This window comes from Mycobacterium noviomagense (assembly GCF_010731635.1).
Taxonomy (GTDB): domain Bacteria; phylum Actinomycetota; class Actinomycetes; order Mycobacteriales; family Mycobacteriaceae; genus Mycobacterium; species Mycobacterium noviomagense.
Genome location: NZ_AP022583.1, coordinates 1,318,970 through 1,333,956, shown reverse-complemented (window position 1 = coordinate 1,333,956; position 14,987 = coordinate 1,318,970). Strand labels below are relative to the sequence as shown.

General features: G+C 67.6%; 14 protein-coding genes. 5 read left to right on the top strand and 9 right to left on the bottom strand.

Annotated elements, in window-relative coordinates:
- Positions 1-25: 25 nt before the first annotated feature.
- Genes cysS through G6N15_RS06260 form a run of 3 tightly spaced genes read left to right on the top strand, consistent with a single transcriptional unit; the run spans position 26 to position 3,373 of the window.
- A complete protein-coding gene (gene cysS, locus G6N15_RS06270) occupies positions 26-1,435 on the top strand; it encodes a cysteine--tRNA ligase (protein ID WP_083085546.1) in 1,410 nt (469 codons plus the stop codon).
- Positions 1,435-2,364, top strand: a complete 930-nt coding sequence (rlmB, locus tag G6N15_RS06265) for a 23S rRNA (guanosine(2251)-2'-O)-methyltransferase RlmB (protein ID WP_083085545.1) — start codon at positions 1,435-1,437, stop codon at positions 2,362-2,364. The genes cysS and rlmB overlap by 1 nt, the downstream gene beginning before the upstream one ends.
- Before the next feature lie 16 nt (positions 2,365-2,380).
- Complete coding sequence (locus G6N15_RS06260) at positions 2,381-3,373, top strand: glycerophosphodiester phosphodiesterase family protein (RefSeq protein WP_139797714.1); 993 nt, start codon at positions 2,381-2,383, stop codon at positions 3,371-3,373.
- Here G6N15_RS06260 and G6N15_RS06255 read toward each other — a convergent pair.
- The 6 genes from G6N15_RS06255 to G6N15_RS06230 are packed head-to-tail and all read right to left on the bottom strand — an operon-like array spanning position 3,348 to position 8,862.
- Entirely contained in the window at positions 3,348-4,592 is a 1,245-nt protein-coding gene (locus G6N15_RS06255; protein ID WP_083085544.1) for an SLC13 family permease, read from the bottom strand. The genes G6N15_RS06260 and G6N15_RS06255 overlap by 26 nt on opposite strands.
- Before the next feature lie 3 nt (positions 4,593-4,595).
- Entirely contained in the window at positions 4,596-5,516 is a 921-nt protein-coding gene (locus tag G6N15_RS06250) for an MBL fold metallo-hydrolase (protein ID WP_083085543.1), read from the bottom strand.
- A complete protein-coding gene (locus G6N15_RS06245) occupies positions 5,516-6,274 on the bottom strand; it encodes a LamB/YcsF family protein (RefSeq protein ID WP_083085542.1) in 759 nt (252 codons plus the stop codon). Before G6N15_RS06245 ends, G6N15_RS06250 begins: the two co-directional genes overlap by 1 nt.
- Positions 6,255-7,148 carry a metal ABC transporter permease gene (locus G6N15_RS06240; RefSeq protein ID WP_083085541.1) on the bottom strand — a complete coding sequence of 298 codons (894 nt, stop codon included), beginning with the start codon at positions 7,146-7,148 and terminating at the stop codon, positions 6,255-6,257. Before G6N15_RS06240 ends, G6N15_RS06245 begins: the two co-directional genes overlap by 20 nt.
- The gene (locus G6N15_RS06235) at positions 7,148-7,996 is read right to left on the bottom strand and encodes a metal ABC transporter ATP-binding protein (RefSeq protein WP_083085539.1); all 849 of its coding nucleotides are present in this window, start codon (positions 7,994-7,996) and stop codon (positions 7,148-7,150) included. Before G6N15_RS06235 ends, G6N15_RS06240 begins: the two co-directional genes overlap by 1 nt.
- Positions 7,993-8,862 carry a metal ABC transporter solute-binding protein, Zn/Mn family gene (locus tag G6N15_RS06230; RefSeq protein WP_083085616.1) on the bottom strand — a complete coding sequence of 290 codons (870 nt, stop codon included), beginning with the start codon at positions 8,860-8,862 and terminating at the stop codon, positions 7,993-7,995. The genes G6N15_RS06235 and G6N15_RS06230 overlap by 4 nt, the downstream gene beginning before the upstream one ends.
- Before the next feature lie 190 nt (positions 8,863-9,052).
- On the opposite strand from G6N15_RS06230, the gene G6N15_RS06225 reads away from it, so the two are divergent.
- Positions 9,053-10,186, top strand: coding sequence for a LacI family DNA-binding transcriptional regulator (locus tag G6N15_RS06225; protein ID WP_083085536.1), 1,134 nt, complete (start codon positions 9,053-9,055; stop codon positions 10,184-10,186).
- A 60-nt stretch (positions 10,187-10,246) separates the two neighbouring features.
- Here the strand turns inward: G6N15_RS06225 and kstR are convergent, their stop codons facing one another.
- Positions 10,247-10,858, bottom strand: coding sequence for a cholesterol catabolism transcriptional regulator KstR (kstR, locus tag G6N15_RS06220; protein ID WP_163748269.1), 612 nt, complete (start codon positions 10,856-10,858; stop codon positions 10,247-10,249).
- Positions 10,859-11,111: 253 nt separating this feature from the next.
- Here kstR and G6N15_RS06215 point away from each other — a divergent pair, with 253 nt between their 5' ends.
- Positions 11,112-13,223 (top strand): acyl-CoA dehydrogenase, encoded by a 2,112-nt coding sequence (locus G6N15_RS06215; protein WP_083085533.1) that lies wholly within the window; start codon positions 11,112-11,114, stop codon positions 13,221-13,223.
- Between the two features lie 79 nt (positions 13,224-13,302).
- Here the strand turns inward: G6N15_RS06215 and G6N15_RS06210 are convergent, their stop codons facing one another.
- Entirely contained in the window at positions 13,303-13,797 is a 495-nt protein-coding gene (locus tag G6N15_RS06210) for a hypothetical protein (protein WP_083085532.1), read from the bottom strand.
- Between the two features lie 55 nt (positions 13,798-13,852).
- A complete protein-coding gene (locus G6N15_RS06205) occupies positions 13,853-14,944 on the bottom strand; it encodes a ferredoxin--NADP reductase (protein ID WP_083085531.1) in 1,092 nt (363 codons plus the stop codon).
- Positions 14,945-14,987: the final 43 nt, after the last annotated feature.

Genomic DNA, 14,987 nt, shown 5'->3' with positions numbered 1-14,987 from the left:
GAATAGCCCGGTAAGCTGGCACGTCGTGACCGATCGCGGCCAGCTGCGGCTCCATGACACGGCGACTGGCGCCGTGCGTGATTTCGTTCCGCTGCGGCCATGGCACGTCTCCATTTACCTGTGCGGCGCGACCGTCCAAGGTCTGCCGCACATCGGGCACGTGCGCAGCGCGGTGGCCTTCGACATCCTGCGCCGCTGGCTGCTCGCCCGCGGCTACGACGTCGCGTTCATTCGCAACGTGACCGATATCGACGACAAGATCCTCAACAAGGCCGCGGCGGCGGGCCGGCCGTGGTGGGAGTGGGCGGCCACCTACGAGCGCGAGTTCACCGCCGCCTACGACGCGCTGGGCGTACTGCCCCCGTCCGCCGAACCCCGCGCGACCGGGCACATCACCCAGATGGTCGAGGTCATCGAGCGGCTGATCGACACCGGCCACGCCTACACCGGCAACGGCGACGTCTATTTCGACGTGCTCAGCTACCCCGAATACGGCCAACTGTCCGGGCACCGGATCGACGACGTCCATCAAGGCGAGGGAGTTGCCACCGGCAAACGCGACCAGCGTGACTTCACCCTGTGGAAGGGCGCCAAGCCCGGGGAGCCGTCCTGGCCCACGCCATGGGGCCGCGGGCGTCCCGGCTGGCACACCGAATGCGTGGCGATGGCGCACGAGTATCTGGGGCCAGAGTTCGACATCCATTGCGGCGGAATGGATTTGGTGTTCCCACATCACGAGAACGAGATCGCGCAGGCCCGCGCCGCCGGCGACGGGTTCGCCCGCTACTGGCTGCACAACGGCTGGGTCACCATGGGCGGGGAGAAGATGAGCAAGTCGCTGGGCAACGTGTTGTCCATCCCCGCGATGCTGGAGCGGGTCCGGCCGGCCGAACTGCGCTACTACCTGGGCAGCGCGCACTACCGCTCGATGTTGGAGTTCTCCGAAAGCGCACTGCACGACGCGGTCAACGCCTACGTCGGAATCGAGGACTTCCTGCATCGGGTACGACGCCGGGTCGGCACGGTGGTTCCCGGCTGCTGGACCCGCCCGTTCGCCGAAGCGCTCGACGACGACCTGTCGGTTCCGAAAGCGCTGGCCGAGATCCACCATGCGCGCGCCGAAGGCAACCGCGCTCTGGATGCCGGGGACCACGATGCCGCCCTGGCCAACGCCAGCGCGATCCGGGCGATGATGGGCATCCTCGGCTGTGACCCGCTCGACGAACGCTGGGAGTCCCACGACGAGACGTCGGCAGCGCTGACGGCTCTTGATGTGCTGGTGCAGGCCGAACTGCAGCGCCGAGAAAGGGCCCGCGAACAACGAAACTGGGCGCTGGCCGACGAGATTCGCGACCGGCTGAAAGAAGCCGGCATCGAGGTGACCGACACCGCCGACGGCCCACAGTGGTCGTTGGTCGGCGATGACGACAAGTAATGGCCGGTAACTCGCGGCGCCGCGGGGCAGTACGCAAACCCGGCACCAAGAAGGGGCCCGCGGTCGGCTCGGGCGGGCAACGCCGCCGCGGCTTGGAGGGACGCGGTCCCACGCCGCCGGCGCATATGCGTCCCCATCACCCGGCCGCCAAGAAAGCCAAGCCGCAACCGCGTAAGCCGGCCAAACGCAGCGACGACACCGAGGTGGTGCTCGGCCGCAACCCGGTGCTGGAATGCCTGCGCGCCGGGGTGCCCGCGACCGCGTTGTACGTCGCGCTCGGCACTGAAGCCGACGAGCGGCTCACCGAATCAGTCAGGCGGGCAGCCGATTCCGGGATCGCAATCCTGGAGGTCCCGCGAACCGACCTGGACCGCATCACCACCAACGGCCTGCATCAGGGCATTGCCCTACAGGTCCCGCCGTATGACTATGCCCATCCCGACGACCTGCTCGCCGCCGCCACGGAGTTACCGCCGGCGCTGCTGGTCGCATTGGACAACATCTCCGATCCGCGTAACCTGGGCGCGATCGTGCGCTCGGTGGCCGCGTTCGCCGGACACGGTGTGCTGATCCCGCAGCGACGCTCCGCGGCGGTGACGGCGGTGGCCTGGCGGACGAGTGCCGGGGCGGCGGCCAGGGTTCCGGTGGCTCGCGCTCCCAATCTGACGCGGACACTGAAGGATTGGGCGAACCGCGGGCTGCAGGTGATCGGCCTCGACGCCGATGGCGACACCACGCTCGACGACCTCGACGGCACCGACCCGTTGGTGGTGGTCGTGGGTTCGGAAGGCAAGGGCCTGTCCCGGCTGGTGCGGGAGAACTGCGACGCGGTGGTGTCGATCCCGATGGCCGGGCCGGCCGAATCGCTGAACGCGTCGGTGGCCGCTGGGGTGGTGCTTGCCGAGATCGCCCGCCAGCGCAGGAAGTAACGCGCGCGTGGGTCGTCTGGGTCGTCGCCTCGGCACCCTGCTGGCGATTCTGCTTGCGCTCTTGGGTCCGCTGCCGAGTGCGGCCGCACAACCAACGACGTTCGACCTGGTGGCGCACCGCGGCGGAAGCGGCGAGACGACCGAGGAATCGCTGCGCGCATTCGCCAAAGCACTCCAAGTAGGCGTCACCACACTGGAATTCGACATCGGAATCACCAAGGACCATCAACCGGTCGTCTGGCACGACCTGACCATCGACCCGGCAAAGTGCGCCGACACCGGGCCAGCTTTCGCCGGCGACCCGCAATATCCATACGTCGGAAAGCTGGTGCACGACCTCACCGTCGCGCAAATCCGTACGCTTGACTGCGGCAAGCTGCTTGCCGAATTTCCGCATGCAGAAGTCGTGCGCGGCAACAAGATCGCCACCCTGCCTGAGGTGTTCGCGCTGACCGACTCTTACCGGGCCGAGGTGCGCTACGACATCGAAACCAAGGTGGACGCCGCCAATCCGGCCACGTCGGCATCGCCTGAAGAATTCGTCGACGTCATCCTGGGCGCGGTCAGGTCCGCGGATAAGGTCGACCGAGTCGAAATCGAGAGCTTCGACTGGCGGCCGCTGCCGATGGTGCGGCAAGCCGAGCCGCGAATTCCACTGGTGGCGTTATGGAACGAGGCGACGTGGACACCGGATTCGCCATGGCTGGCGGGGCTCAACCCGGCCTTCGTCAGCGATCCGCTCGTTGGCGCCAAGATGGTTGGCGCCGACATCGTCTCACCCAGCTACACACTGGTCGACGATGCGTTCGTCGATCGGGCACATGCATTGGGGCTCAAAGTGTTTCCATGGACGGTCGACGACGCAGCGACCATGCGAGCACAGATCGCCGCCGGTGTCGACGGCATCATCACCAACTATCCCACCCAGCTGCGCACGGTAATGGCCGAACTCGGAATGCCGCTGCCACCGGCATACCAGCCGGCTACAGGCCCAGCAGTCGCGCACTGACCCACAGCGCCACCACCGAGGTCAGCAGCGCTGTGGGCACGGTGCACAAGCCCAGCCGCGTGTACTCGCCGACGCTGGCGGGCACGTCATAGCGGCGAAGAACCCGGCGCCACAATAGATTCGACAGTGAACCGGCATAGGTCAGATTCGGGCCGATGTTCACCCCCAGCAGCACCGCCAGGATCGCGGCGGGCCCGCTCGCCGCCACCAGCGGCACCAAAACCAGTGTCGCGGGCAAGTTGTTGACTATGTTGGCCAGCACGGCGGCCACCGCCGCGATACCGAGCAGTGCGAGCAACCCGCGGCCGGCCGGAATCAGCGCGCACATGTGGGTGGCCAGGCCGTTGAGCATGACTGCCTGCACCACCACACCCAGCGCCAGCACGAACACCAAGAACGGCACGTTGACCGAGCGCACGATCTCCACTGCTGACGTGCGGCGATGGCTGAGGCTTCGCACAGCCAGCGCCAAGGCCCCCGCCAGCGCCGCCCAGGCCGGTGACACGCCGGCAGCCTCGGCGATCGCGAATCCGGCCAACGTCAGCGCCACCACCACCAACGCGAACAGCGGCAGCTGCGGCGGTGGACCGACTTCGTGGCGGTCCGGCACCACGCGCAGATCAGCGGCGAAAAACCAGCGAAACACGAGATACACGGTGGCCACCGCGGCCACCCACGGCAACGCCATCACCAGCGTGAACTTAACGAACGACAGGTCGGCGACGTGAAAGGCCAGCAGGTTGGTCAAATTCGAGACGGGAAGCAGCAGCGAGGCGGCGTTGGCCAGATGTGCGCTGGCGTAGGCGTGCGGCCGTACCGGCGCACGCAACCAGCGCACCGTGGTCAGCACCACCGGCGTCAACAACACCACGGTGGCGTCCAAACTCAGCACCGCGGTGATAACGGCGGCGATCGCGAACACCTGCCGCAGGAGGTGCCGCGACGGCCCGGCATGGGCCCGTGCCATCGCAGCCCCGGCGGCCTCGAATAGCCCCTCTTCGTCGCACAGCTTCGCCAGCACCAACACCGCGCCCAAGAACGCGACGACGCGCAGCAGCCGAGCTGCTTCCGCCGCCGCGTCGTGCACCGAGATCGCACCGACCACGATCAGAAGCGCGGCCGCAGGGACCGCCGCGAACGCCTCAGGCCAGCCGCGCGGGCGCGCGACTGCGAAGCCCAGTACGACAGCAAGCAGCACCAGGGCGAGGACAAGTGTCAACGGTCAGATCCACGGATCTTCGCGCCGCCACAGCGTCGGCATGTGTAGCGCGATGTCGTCCTGGGCGGCCAGCTCATCCAGGATGCGCAGGGACGCATCCAGGTCGTCGGCCGCATACGGCAAGGCCCGCAACGGTTTTGACAGCGGGCGGAAGAAGTCGTCCCAGTGGATCAGCACCACTCGTCGCGCACCCACCGCGCGCACCGTCTCGGTCCAGTAGTCCAGCAGATATGACCGCGGCAGCAGACCCAGCTGGCCCACACCGAGATACACCACCTCGGCCTGTTGACCGGCGAGCGCACCTTGCACAAACCCGGCGCTGCCCTGAATCAGCAGCCGCCTGCCCGAGGGCCGGTGATGGATCAGCGCCGACCACGCCTCACCACACCGGTAGGCCGACACCTTCACCGGCGGCCGTACGGGCGCGGTGATCGCGCCGGAAAACCGGTCCGGTGGAGAATGCCGCGACTCGATCAGCGTTACGTCGAATGCTCCCAACCTGATTGGCTCACCCGGTACCGCGACGACCAGCCGGTCATCGGACAAGCCGTGGCCGCGACCGACGTTGGCCGCCGACTCCCCACCGACCAGACGTGCGCCGGTGGCTTCGGCGACCAGCGCGGAGTCCAGCGCGTGATCGATGTGGGTGTGCACCGGGATGACTGCTTCCAACCGGGACACCTTGGCCCGGGCCAGGCAGCCGTAGACCCGGGCCTGCGACGGCGACACTTTGCGCAGCACCACCATGGGCAGGCTGGGACGGGAGAAATAGCCGTCTGTCATCAACGCGGACGACCCGTCATCGAGAAGCAGGGTCGTCACGCCAAGCCAGGTAACCGACAGCGGGGCAACGTCTTTTGCTGCGGGCACGTCGAACCGGTCGGCGTATCGGCGGATATCGGGACGCCCGGGCTTGAGCCGCATCAGCAAAACGCCTTCACGTCGACACCGCCGGATTTCAGGTGATCCCTTACCGCCGAAGCGATCTGCACCGCACCCGGCGAATCACCATGCACGCAAACCGATTCGACGCTGATGTGAATCTGCGACCCGTCGACCGCTGTGACGTGCCCAGAAGTCACCATGGTCAGCACCCCTTCGGCGATGGCGGCCGGATCGTGGAGAACCGCGCCGGGTTCCCGCCGCGACACCAACTGGCCGTCGGGTCGATACGCGCGATCGGCGAAAGCCTCCGGCACAGTGCGCAGGCCGCGCGCCTGCGCTTCGTCGAAAAACACCGAACCGGCCAAGCCCAGCACCGGAAGCCCGGCGTCCACCACGCGCACCGCCTCGGCGACCGCCGCAGCCTGGTCGCGGTGAGTCACGATCGTGTTGTACAGCGCGCCATGGGGTTTCACATAGGACACGGCCGAGCCAGCCACACGTGCGAGTGCCTGCAGCGCGCCGATCTGATAGATGACGTCGGCGACCAGATCCTGGGCGGCGACGTCGATGAACCGTCTGCCGAAGCCGGCCAGGTCGCGGTAACCGACTTGTGCGCCGATCCGCACGCCCCGCTCGGCTGCAGCGCGGCATACCCGCAGCAGCCCGGCCGGGTCGCCGGCGTGGAAACCACAGGCGATGTTGGCGCTGGTGACGATGGCGAGCATGGCGTCGTCGTCACCGAGCCGCCAGACGCCGAAGCCCTCGCCCAAGTCGGCGTTAAGGTCTACCGCCACCACGGTTGGAAAGCCTAGTTACTCCCTGCCGCCGCCGCCCGAGCAGCCAGCACACCACGTAGATCAGGAACGAGAACGTGGCGACGAAAACCGACACCGGCACACCCGGTGCCAATGACAGCAGAAGACCGCCCACCGCGGAGACTTCGGCGAAAACCACCGACGCGACGATCGTCGCAGCCGGCGAGGCGAACACGCGAGCGGCTGCGGCCGCCGGCGTAATCAGCAACGACATCACCAGCAGCGCCCCGACAATCTGCACGCCCTGAGCGGCCACCACGCCGACCAGCGCTGCGAACACTATGCCGAGTGCGCGCACCGGCACACCGCGCGCCGCCCCGACCTCAGGATCAACCGTGGCGAACAACAGCGGTCGGTAGCACACCGCCAGCACGGCGACGACCAGGACGCTGACCACAGCCAGGATCGCCAGCCCCGAGTAGCCCACCCCGACGATCTGCCCGGTCAGCAACGCAAAACTGCTGCCGGTCTGTCCTTCTGGATAGAGATGGATGAAAAGCACCGCCAGGCCTAGCCCAAACGCCAACACCACGCCGATCGCGGAGTCGCGTTCTCGGGCTCGCTGCCCCAGCAGGCCGAACAACGCCGCCGCCACCGCGCTGCCGACCAGCGCACCCGCGCCCACCTGCAATCCGACCAGCAGCGCGAAAGCCGCACCGGTCAGCGACAATTCGCTGGAGCCATGCACCGCGAACGACATCTGTCGCATGACGATGAACGGTCCGATCAGCCCGGCGATCAGGCCCAGCAGCGCGGCCGCTACCAGGGCCTGCTGCACGAAGTCGTGGTGCAGCAGGTGCGCGGTGATGTCGAAGGAAAACAGGTGATCCAACAGGTCGGTGAGCTTGTCATTCATCAGGCGGGCCCGTCACACATGTTCGTTGTCATGTGTTCGGCGCCCGGCTCCCCGACCACGACATAGCGGCCCTTGACCTTCAGGACCTGAATGTCGGTGCGGTACAGCGCCGACAACGTCTCGCTAGTCATGACCTGCTCGACGCTGCCGATCCGGAATCGACCGTCGACCAGATAGAGCACCCGGTCGACGTAGGGCAGGATCGGATTGACCTCATGGGTGACAAACACCACCGCCATGTCCGACTCCCGGCGGCAGCGGTCGATCAGCGCCGAGACGAGCCTGGCGTTGGCCGGGTCCAACGTCAGCAGCGGCTCGTCGCACAGCAGCAGCATCGGGTCGTTGGCCAGCGCCTGGGCGACGCGCACCCGCTGCAGTTCGCCGCCCGACATCACCCCCACCGGCACGTCGGCCAGATGTTCGGCGTTGACCTGGTGCAGGGCGCGTCGCACTGCCTCGCGACGGCGCACCCGATCGGCACGACGCAACGGTGTGACTCCCCACCGGTGCCCGTCGACGCCCAGGCTCACGAGGTCGCGCCCGCGCAGCAGCAGGCCTCGGTCCATTGGGCGGTGCTGCGGCACATAGCCGATGCGCTCGGCGCGTGACGCTACCGGCTGCCCGCCCACCAGCAACGTCCCGGCGCTCAGCGGCAGTTGTCCGAGCAACACCTTGAGCAGCGACGTCTTTCCGGTTCCGTTTGGGCCGAGCACCGCGAGGAACTCGCCGGGGGACACCGCTAAGTCGAGGTGATCCCACAGCACGCGGTCACCGAACGCCAACCGGGCGCCACTGAGCGAGATGGCGCTGGGGCGGCGGTCGACGACGTGGTCGACGTCGTGGGTCACGAGCTTTCGCCTCGGCCGAGCGCGGCGGCGAGACTATTGACGGTATCGCGTTGCCACGCTAGGTAATCCCTGTCGCTGGGCAACATTTCGGGCACTTCGCTCACCGGCAGGCCCGCGCGGTGGGCGGCGGTTTGGACATCGCTGGTGGCGGCGGTGGAGGTCTGGGGATTGACCAGTAACGCCGAGACCTGATGATTGCCGATCAGGTCCAGCACGTATGCCATGTCGGCCGGTGACGGGTCGTCGTCGTTCTCGGTGGCGGCGGTGAAGCTTTCCGGAGCCCGGTTGACCAGGTCGCACGCCGCCAGCAGGTAATTGGCGACGGGCTCAGTGGCGATCACGGGAGTCTGCGGATGCGCGGTGGCGATGGCGTGTTCAATGTTGGCAATCGCGTCCGCGCCGCGGCCGAACCTGGCGGCGTTGGCGCGGTAGTCAGCCGCGTTGCGGGAGTCGATCATCGCGAGTTTGTCGGCGATCTTGGCGGCGACCGACTTGGCGACGTTCAAGTCGTAGAACACGTGCTCGTTGCGGCGGCCGCTGTGATCCGATTCTGGGAGAAGCAGCGAGTACGCGTTCACCGATTCGATCGCCGGGTGAGCGGTCAGTACCCGCTCGGCCCAAGGGTCGTAGCCGCCGCCGTTGTAGACCACCAACGCGGCGTCGGCGATGGCAGCGTCGTCCACGGGCGTCACTTCATACGTGTGCGGGTCGACTTCAGGACTCGTCAGGATGGACTTCACGCTGACGTGCTGGCCCGCAATTGCCCGCGCTACGCTGCCCCACACGCCGGTGGATGCCACCACGGTGGCCGCACGCGGATGCGCTGAATTGCCGCAGCCGGTAACGCAACTGCCCACGACGACCATTGCCGACAGACCGGCCGCAACGCCGACCGCCGACCTGCGCACCGTCGGTTTTCCTCTCACCGGCCGGCCCCCGACTACGCAAACTAATGAAAATCGTTTCCATCGGACTGTAGCGCAGGCGACTGCCCGCCGCGACAGGGTTAGCTGGCGCGGCTCGTCCTCACTCCGCTACGCGGTAGCCTCACGGAGCATGAGCCCCCCGCCTCGTCGCCGGGCAGGGTCTGACGACCCGGCGGTTGTGCGGGCAGCTCAGGGCCCGCCTCGTCGCCGGGCCACCCTGGCGTCCCTGGCGGCCGAGCTCAAGGTCTCGCGGACCACGATCTCCAATGCCTACAACCGGCCCGATCAACTCTCGGCTGAGCTACGGGAGCGGGTTCTGGCCGCCGCGAAGCGCATGGGTTATCCCGGCCCCGATCCGGTGGCGCGATCGCTTCGCACCCGCAAGGCCGGTGTGGTCGGTCTGGTGATGGCCGAGCAGCTGACCTACTCGTTCAGCGACCCTGCGGCGTTGAATTTCGTTGGGGGACTGGCGGAATCGTGCGAGGCGGTGGGCCAGGGCCTGCTGCTGTTGGCGGTCGGCCCGAACCGCAGTGTGGCCGACGGTACGGCGGCCGTGCTCGGCGCGGGGGTCGACGGCTTCGTGGTCTATTCGGTGTCCGAGGATGACCCCTACCTTCAGGTGGTTATGCAGCGCCGTCTGCCGGCTGTAGTGGTCGACCAGCCCAAAGATGTCTCCGGCGTGTCCCGCGTCGGCATCGACGACCGTGCGGCAATGCGCGAGCTCGCCGAGTACGTGCTCGAACTCGGCCACCGCGAGATAGGGCTGCTGACCATGCGGCTGAGCCGGGAGCCTCACCAGGGCGTGGTCGATCCGCAGCGGCTGCGCTCACCGACTTTTCATGTGCAAGCCGATCGCATCTACGGGGTTCGCGACGCGATGGCCGCCGCGGGCCTCGACCCGGATTCGCTGACGGTGGTGGAAAGCCATGAGCATCAACCCACTTCGGGGGGAACCGCCGCCGCGGCGGCGCTGCAAGCCAATCCACGGATCACTGCGCTGATGTGCACGGCCGATGTGCTGGCGCTCTCGGCGATGGACCACCTTCGCGCCCGCGGCATTTACGCGCCGGGTCAGATAACCGTCACCGGATTCGACGGCGTGCCCGAGGCGATCCGGCGCGGTCTGACCACTGTGGCGCAGCCAAGCCTGGCGAAGGGCCGTCGCGCCGGCGAGTTGGTGTTGACGCCGCCGCGCTCAGGGCTGCCGGCCGTCGAGGTGCTGGATACCGAATTGATCCGGGGACGCACCGCCGGCCCGCCGTAGTGGCGATCGCCCTAGGTAATGGGGCTGACCCGCTGCGCCCGGCGTTCGCCGCGCTTGCGATCAGCCCGAGCTCTTGGCGTTCTCCTGGTCGCCGATCAACAGTCGCACAGCCAGGTCCAGCCGCTTACTGACGTCGGTGGCCGAGGCCCGCCGGGTCAGCCAGGCCAGCAGGTTCGACGTCCAGACATTCGAGAGCACTCGAGCGATGTGGTACTGCTCTTCGGTCGGCTCGCCGTCGGCCATCGCGCGGGCGAACATCGAATCGATCACCCTCTCAACGTGGTCGACCTCACTGGCCGCGGAGGCGTCGGCGAACACGTACGCCCGGGTCATCGCCTCGGTCAGCAACGGGTTGCGCTGCATGGCGCGGTTGAGCCTATTGACCATGAAGTTCAACCGCTGGTACGGGGTGCCGCCGGTCAGTGTGGAGCGGTCGGTCTTGGCATCGATACGTTCGAACTCTCGGCCCAGCGCCGAGACCAGCAGATGGACCTTCGACGGGAAATAGCGGTACAGCGTGCCCACCGCGACATCTGCCCGGTCGGCCACCGCGCGCATCTGAACTGCCTCGTAGCCGCCCTTCGACGCGATGGCCATCGTCGCGTCCAGGATGCGCTTACGGCGCTCGCGCTGCGCCTCTGAGCCCAGCTCCGATTCAGCAAGGACCGCCACGTTCATGACCTCGCGAGGTTGCGCGCTCGACGCGCGACCCGAGGTGGTGTTCGCTGACCCCGATGTGTCAGTGGACATGGGACGGGCAGCTCCTTCTTGTGGCGGTCTCGCTGAAAACGATACGCATGCGAAGCGTCGATTGCTCACCTCCGGGCGGCTGGTGCACCGTCGTGTGCTGCTGCGATGGCGGTCGACTTGACGGTTGATCGCTGGCACTATTAGAACACGTTCTAGTCAACTGAGGAGCCTCAACGTGCCATCCACCATGACCGACGAACAGTTCGCGGCGCGTGAGTTGGTGCGCGACTGGGCTGCCGGCGCGGGTACGACCGACGTTATCCGCGACATCAAGCAGGGCAAGCCGGAGGCCTGGCGGCCCGGGTACGACGGTTTGGCCGAGCTGGGATTGTTCGGTGTCGCGGTGCCCGAGGACTGCGGCGGTGCCGGCGGGAGCATCGAGGACCTGTGCGCGATGGTCGAGGAGGCCGCGAGGGCTTTGGTGCCGGGCCCGGTCGCGACGACGGCTCTGGCCACCCTGGTGGTCACCGACCCCGAAACGCGTGGCCTGCTGGCATCTGGCGAAAGGGCCGCCGGGATGGCCCTGAGCGGCGACGTGCACCTCGACACCGCTTCGCGCGCATCGGGCACCGTGCCGTGGGCGCTCGGTGCGACGGACGGCGGCCTGCTGCTGGTGACGAGCGACGACAAGTGGGTACTGGTCGACGCCGCCGACGACGGCGTCACGGTCGAGCCGCTGACGCCGACCGACTTCTCCCGCCCGTTGGCTCGTGTGGTGCTGACTTCCGCACCGGCGACGGTGCTTGACGTGTCCCCGGAGCGGATCGAGGACCTCGCCGCCACCGTGCTGGCCGCCGAGGCGGCCGGGGTGACGCGGTGGGCGCTGGACACCGCCGTCGAATACGCCAAAGTGCGCGAGCAGTTCGGCAAGCCGATCGGCAGCTTCCAGGCTATCAAGCACATCTGCGCCGAAATGCTTTGCCGCGCAGAACAAGTCGCGGTGGCCGCCGCCGACGCCGCGCACGCCGCCGCCGACCCCGACCCGGGGCAGTTGTCGGTCGCAGCGGCCATTGCCGCCAGCATTGGTATCGACGCCGCCAAAGCCAACGTCAAAGACTGCATCCAGGTGCTCGGCGGCATCGGCATCACCTGGGAACACGACGCGCACCTCTATCTGCGCCGGGCCTACGGCATCGGCCAGTTCCTGGGCGGCTCGCCGCGGTGGCTGCGCCGCACCGCCGCCCTGACCCAGGCCGGCGTCCGCCGCCAGCTGAGCATCGATCTCAGCGGCGTCGCACACCTGCGACCGCAGATCGCTGCGACGGTCGCCGAGATCGCCGCACTTCCCAATGAGAAACGGCAGGTTGCCCTGGCCGATGCGGGCCTGCTGGCGCCGCACTGGCCGGCGCCCTACGGGCGCGACGCCTCACCGGCCGAGCAGTTGCTGATCGACCAGGAAATGTCGGCGGCCGGTGTCGAACGGCCGGACCTGGTAATCGGTTGGTGGGCGGTACCGACGATCCTCGAACACGGGACTCCTGAGCAGATCGAGCGCTTCGTGCCCGCGACGCTGCGCGGTGAAATCTTTTGGTGCCAACTGTTTTCCGAGCCCGGGGCCGGCTCAGATCTGGCGTCGCTGCGGACCAAGGCGGTGCGTGCCGAGGGTGGCTGGAAGCTGACCGGGCAAAAGGTGTGGACGTCGTCGGCGCACAAAGCGCAATGGGGAGTGTGCCTGGCCCGCACCGACCCCGACGCGCCGAAACACAAGGGCATCACCTACTTCCTGGTCGACATGAGCTCGCCGGGCATCGTGATCCGACCGCTGCGCGAAATCACCGGCGACGCCCTGTTCAACGAGGTCTTCCTCGAGGACGTCTTCGTCCCCGACGAGATGGTCGTCGGCGCGGTCAACGACGGCTGGCGACTGGCCCGCACCACCTTGGCCAACGAGCGGGTCGCGATGGCCACCGGCACCGCGCTGGGCAACCCGATGGAAGAGCTGCTTGCCGCGGTGGCCGACCTGGACCTTGACGCCGCCCGCCAACACCAGCTGGCGCTGCTGATCGTCGCCGCTCAAACCGGTGCGCTGCTCGACCAGCGCATCGCTGAGCTTGCGGTCGGCGGCAAGGACCCGGGCGCAGAGTCCAGCGTCCGCAAGCTGATCGGCGTGCGCTATCGGCAGGCGCTGGCCGAGTACCGGATGGACGTCTCCGAGGGCGCCGGCGTGGTTGAAGACCCAGTGGTGCACGACTTCCTCAACACCCGCTGCCTGACGATCGCCGGCGGCACCGAGCAGATCCTGCTCACGCTGGCCGCCGAACGGCTGCTCGGCCTGCCGCGCGGGTAAGCCTCTTTCGCGAAATTGCACTGAGGGTCGTGGTTTTCGCCGAATAGCAACCGTGGGCGCAATCTCGATGCAGAACCGCTCAGGAAAAACGGGCCTGCGCGCAGGTGCTCGGCGAGGTGATGTTGACCCCGCTGTAGACCACCTGGATGTGCGTGCACATGATGACCTTCTCGTCGGTGCGCGGTTGCCCGGTGCGCCAGTCCGTCGAGTCGATCCGGCCGGTGGTCTGATACTTCTCCGGCGGGCCTTCGCCTAAGTAGATCGTGGTGACTTCGTCCCTACCGCCCTCTTTGTGGACCCGGTCGAACTGCGCACTGGCGTGGACGTCCAGGTAGGCCAGCCGGTCGGTCGGCCGGACCTCGGTGCTTTGCCGCGACCACAAATCTGACGGAAATCCGGTCACTCCGTCGGCTGTCCGGCGGTCGCAGTCGAGTCGGGCGAACGTCTGCAGCTGTGTGCCGTCGTCGAGCGGAAACAATGTGGTGGCAGTGTTGCTTGCCGCCGGACACCCTGCCGGCGGCGCGACCGCCAGCAACAGACCGGCGCCCGCCAATGCCGCCACCAGCCGCTTCATCGCGCTGCCGTTCCCTTCTCGTTCCGCCGACCCCTGCAGAATTTAACGCCCGCGGCTACTCGTCGTAGGTGACTTCGACTGAATCCGTCTCCGGGTGCGACTGGCAGGCCAAGATGAGCCCTTCGTCGAGATCTTGCTGCTCGAGCACGTCGTTGACTTCCATGGTCACCTTGCCGCTGCGCAACGTGCAGGCGCAGGCCCCGCAGTGGCCTTCCCGGCACGAAAACGGCGCGTCCAGCCCGCGGTCCAGCAACACGTCGAGCAGCTTCGCGCTGCGCGGCCACGACACGGTGTGCGTCTCACCGTCGAGGTGCACCACCGCCGTGGCCGGCGGTTCGTCACCGGAGTCTTCGATCGTCACCGCGGCGAACGGATCGGTGTCCAGCGACCGGAACACCTCCAGGTGGATGCGCTGCGCGGGCACCTTCAGTGATTCCAGGGCGTCGCGGACCGCCTGCATGAACGGGCCCGGCCCGCAGATGAACGCCTCGCGATCGGTGTAGGGGGCGGCCAGCTTCGCCAGCGCCGCCGCGCTGGGCAGCCCCTGCAACGACTCCAGCCAATGCACCACGGTCAGCCGGTCCGGATACTGGGCGGCCAACTCCCGCAAAGCATCGCCGAAGATCACCGAGCGGTCGTCGCGGTTGGCGTAGACCAGCACCACCTGTCCGCTGCCCTCGGACAGCGCGGACTTGCAGATCGACATGATCGGCGTGATCCCGCTGCCCGCGGCCAGCAGCAGGAAGTCGCCGTCGAGCGTCTTGGGCACGAAGTTGCCCGACGGCGCCAGCACGTGGATTCGCATGCCCGGGTGGGCGTGGTCGCACAGCCAGTTCGACGCATAGCCGTCCTTGTCCCGCTTGACCGTGACGGTCAACGCGTCGTCGGTGAACGGCGAGCTGCACAGCGAGTAACAGCGGGCCACCGATCCGGTGCGGTCGCTTGGGATGCGCAGGGTCAGGAATTGGCCGGGCGCATAGCGCAGCCGCTCCGCCGGAATGTCCGCACCGTCGGGCACGGCGAACACCAGCGAACGCGCCTCGTCCGTCTCGGCGATCACGTCGGCGACCTGCAGCTCCAGCACGTGGCTGCCGAGCGGCTCGTCGGGAACGTCGTCGGCCACGGCCCCGGCTTTCTCCTCTGACATAACTAGAACAGGTTACAGAAAACTGGATTGCTAGCGCTACCAG

What these genes read in the sequence shown, in the direction of transcription:
- rlmB (WP_083085545.1), top strand. Translation starts at nt 1,435, where the DNA reads ATGGCCGGTAACTCGCGGCGCCGCGGGGCAGTACGCAAACCCGGCACC.
- G6N15_RS06250 (WP_083085543.1), bottom strand. Translation starts at nt 5,516, where the DNA reads ATGCGGCTCAAGCCCGGGCGTCCCGATATCCGCCGATACGCCGACCGG.
- G6N15_RS06240 (WP_083085541.1), bottom strand. Translation starts at nt 7,148, where the DNA reads ATGAATGACAAGCTCACCGACCTGTTGGATCACCTGTTTTCCTTCGAC.
- G6N15_RS06230 (WP_083085616.1), bottom strand. Translation starts at nt 8,862, where the DNA reads ATGGTCGTCGTGGGCAGTTGCGTTACCGGCTGCGGCAATTCAGCGCAT.
- G6N15_RS06225 (WP_083085536.1), top strand. Translation starts at nt 9,053, where the DNA reads ATGAGCCCCCCGCCTCGTCGCCGGGCAGGGTCTGACGACCCGGCGGTT.
- G6N15_RS06210 (WP_083085532.1), bottom strand. Translation starts at nt 13,797, where the DNA reads ATGAAGCGGCTGGTGGCGGCATTGGCGGGCGCCGGTCTGTTGCTGGCG.
- G6N15_RS06205 (WP_083085531.1), bottom strand. Translation starts at nt 14,944, where the DNA reads ATGTCAGAGGAGAAAGCCGGGGCCGTGGCCGACGACGTTCCCGACGAG.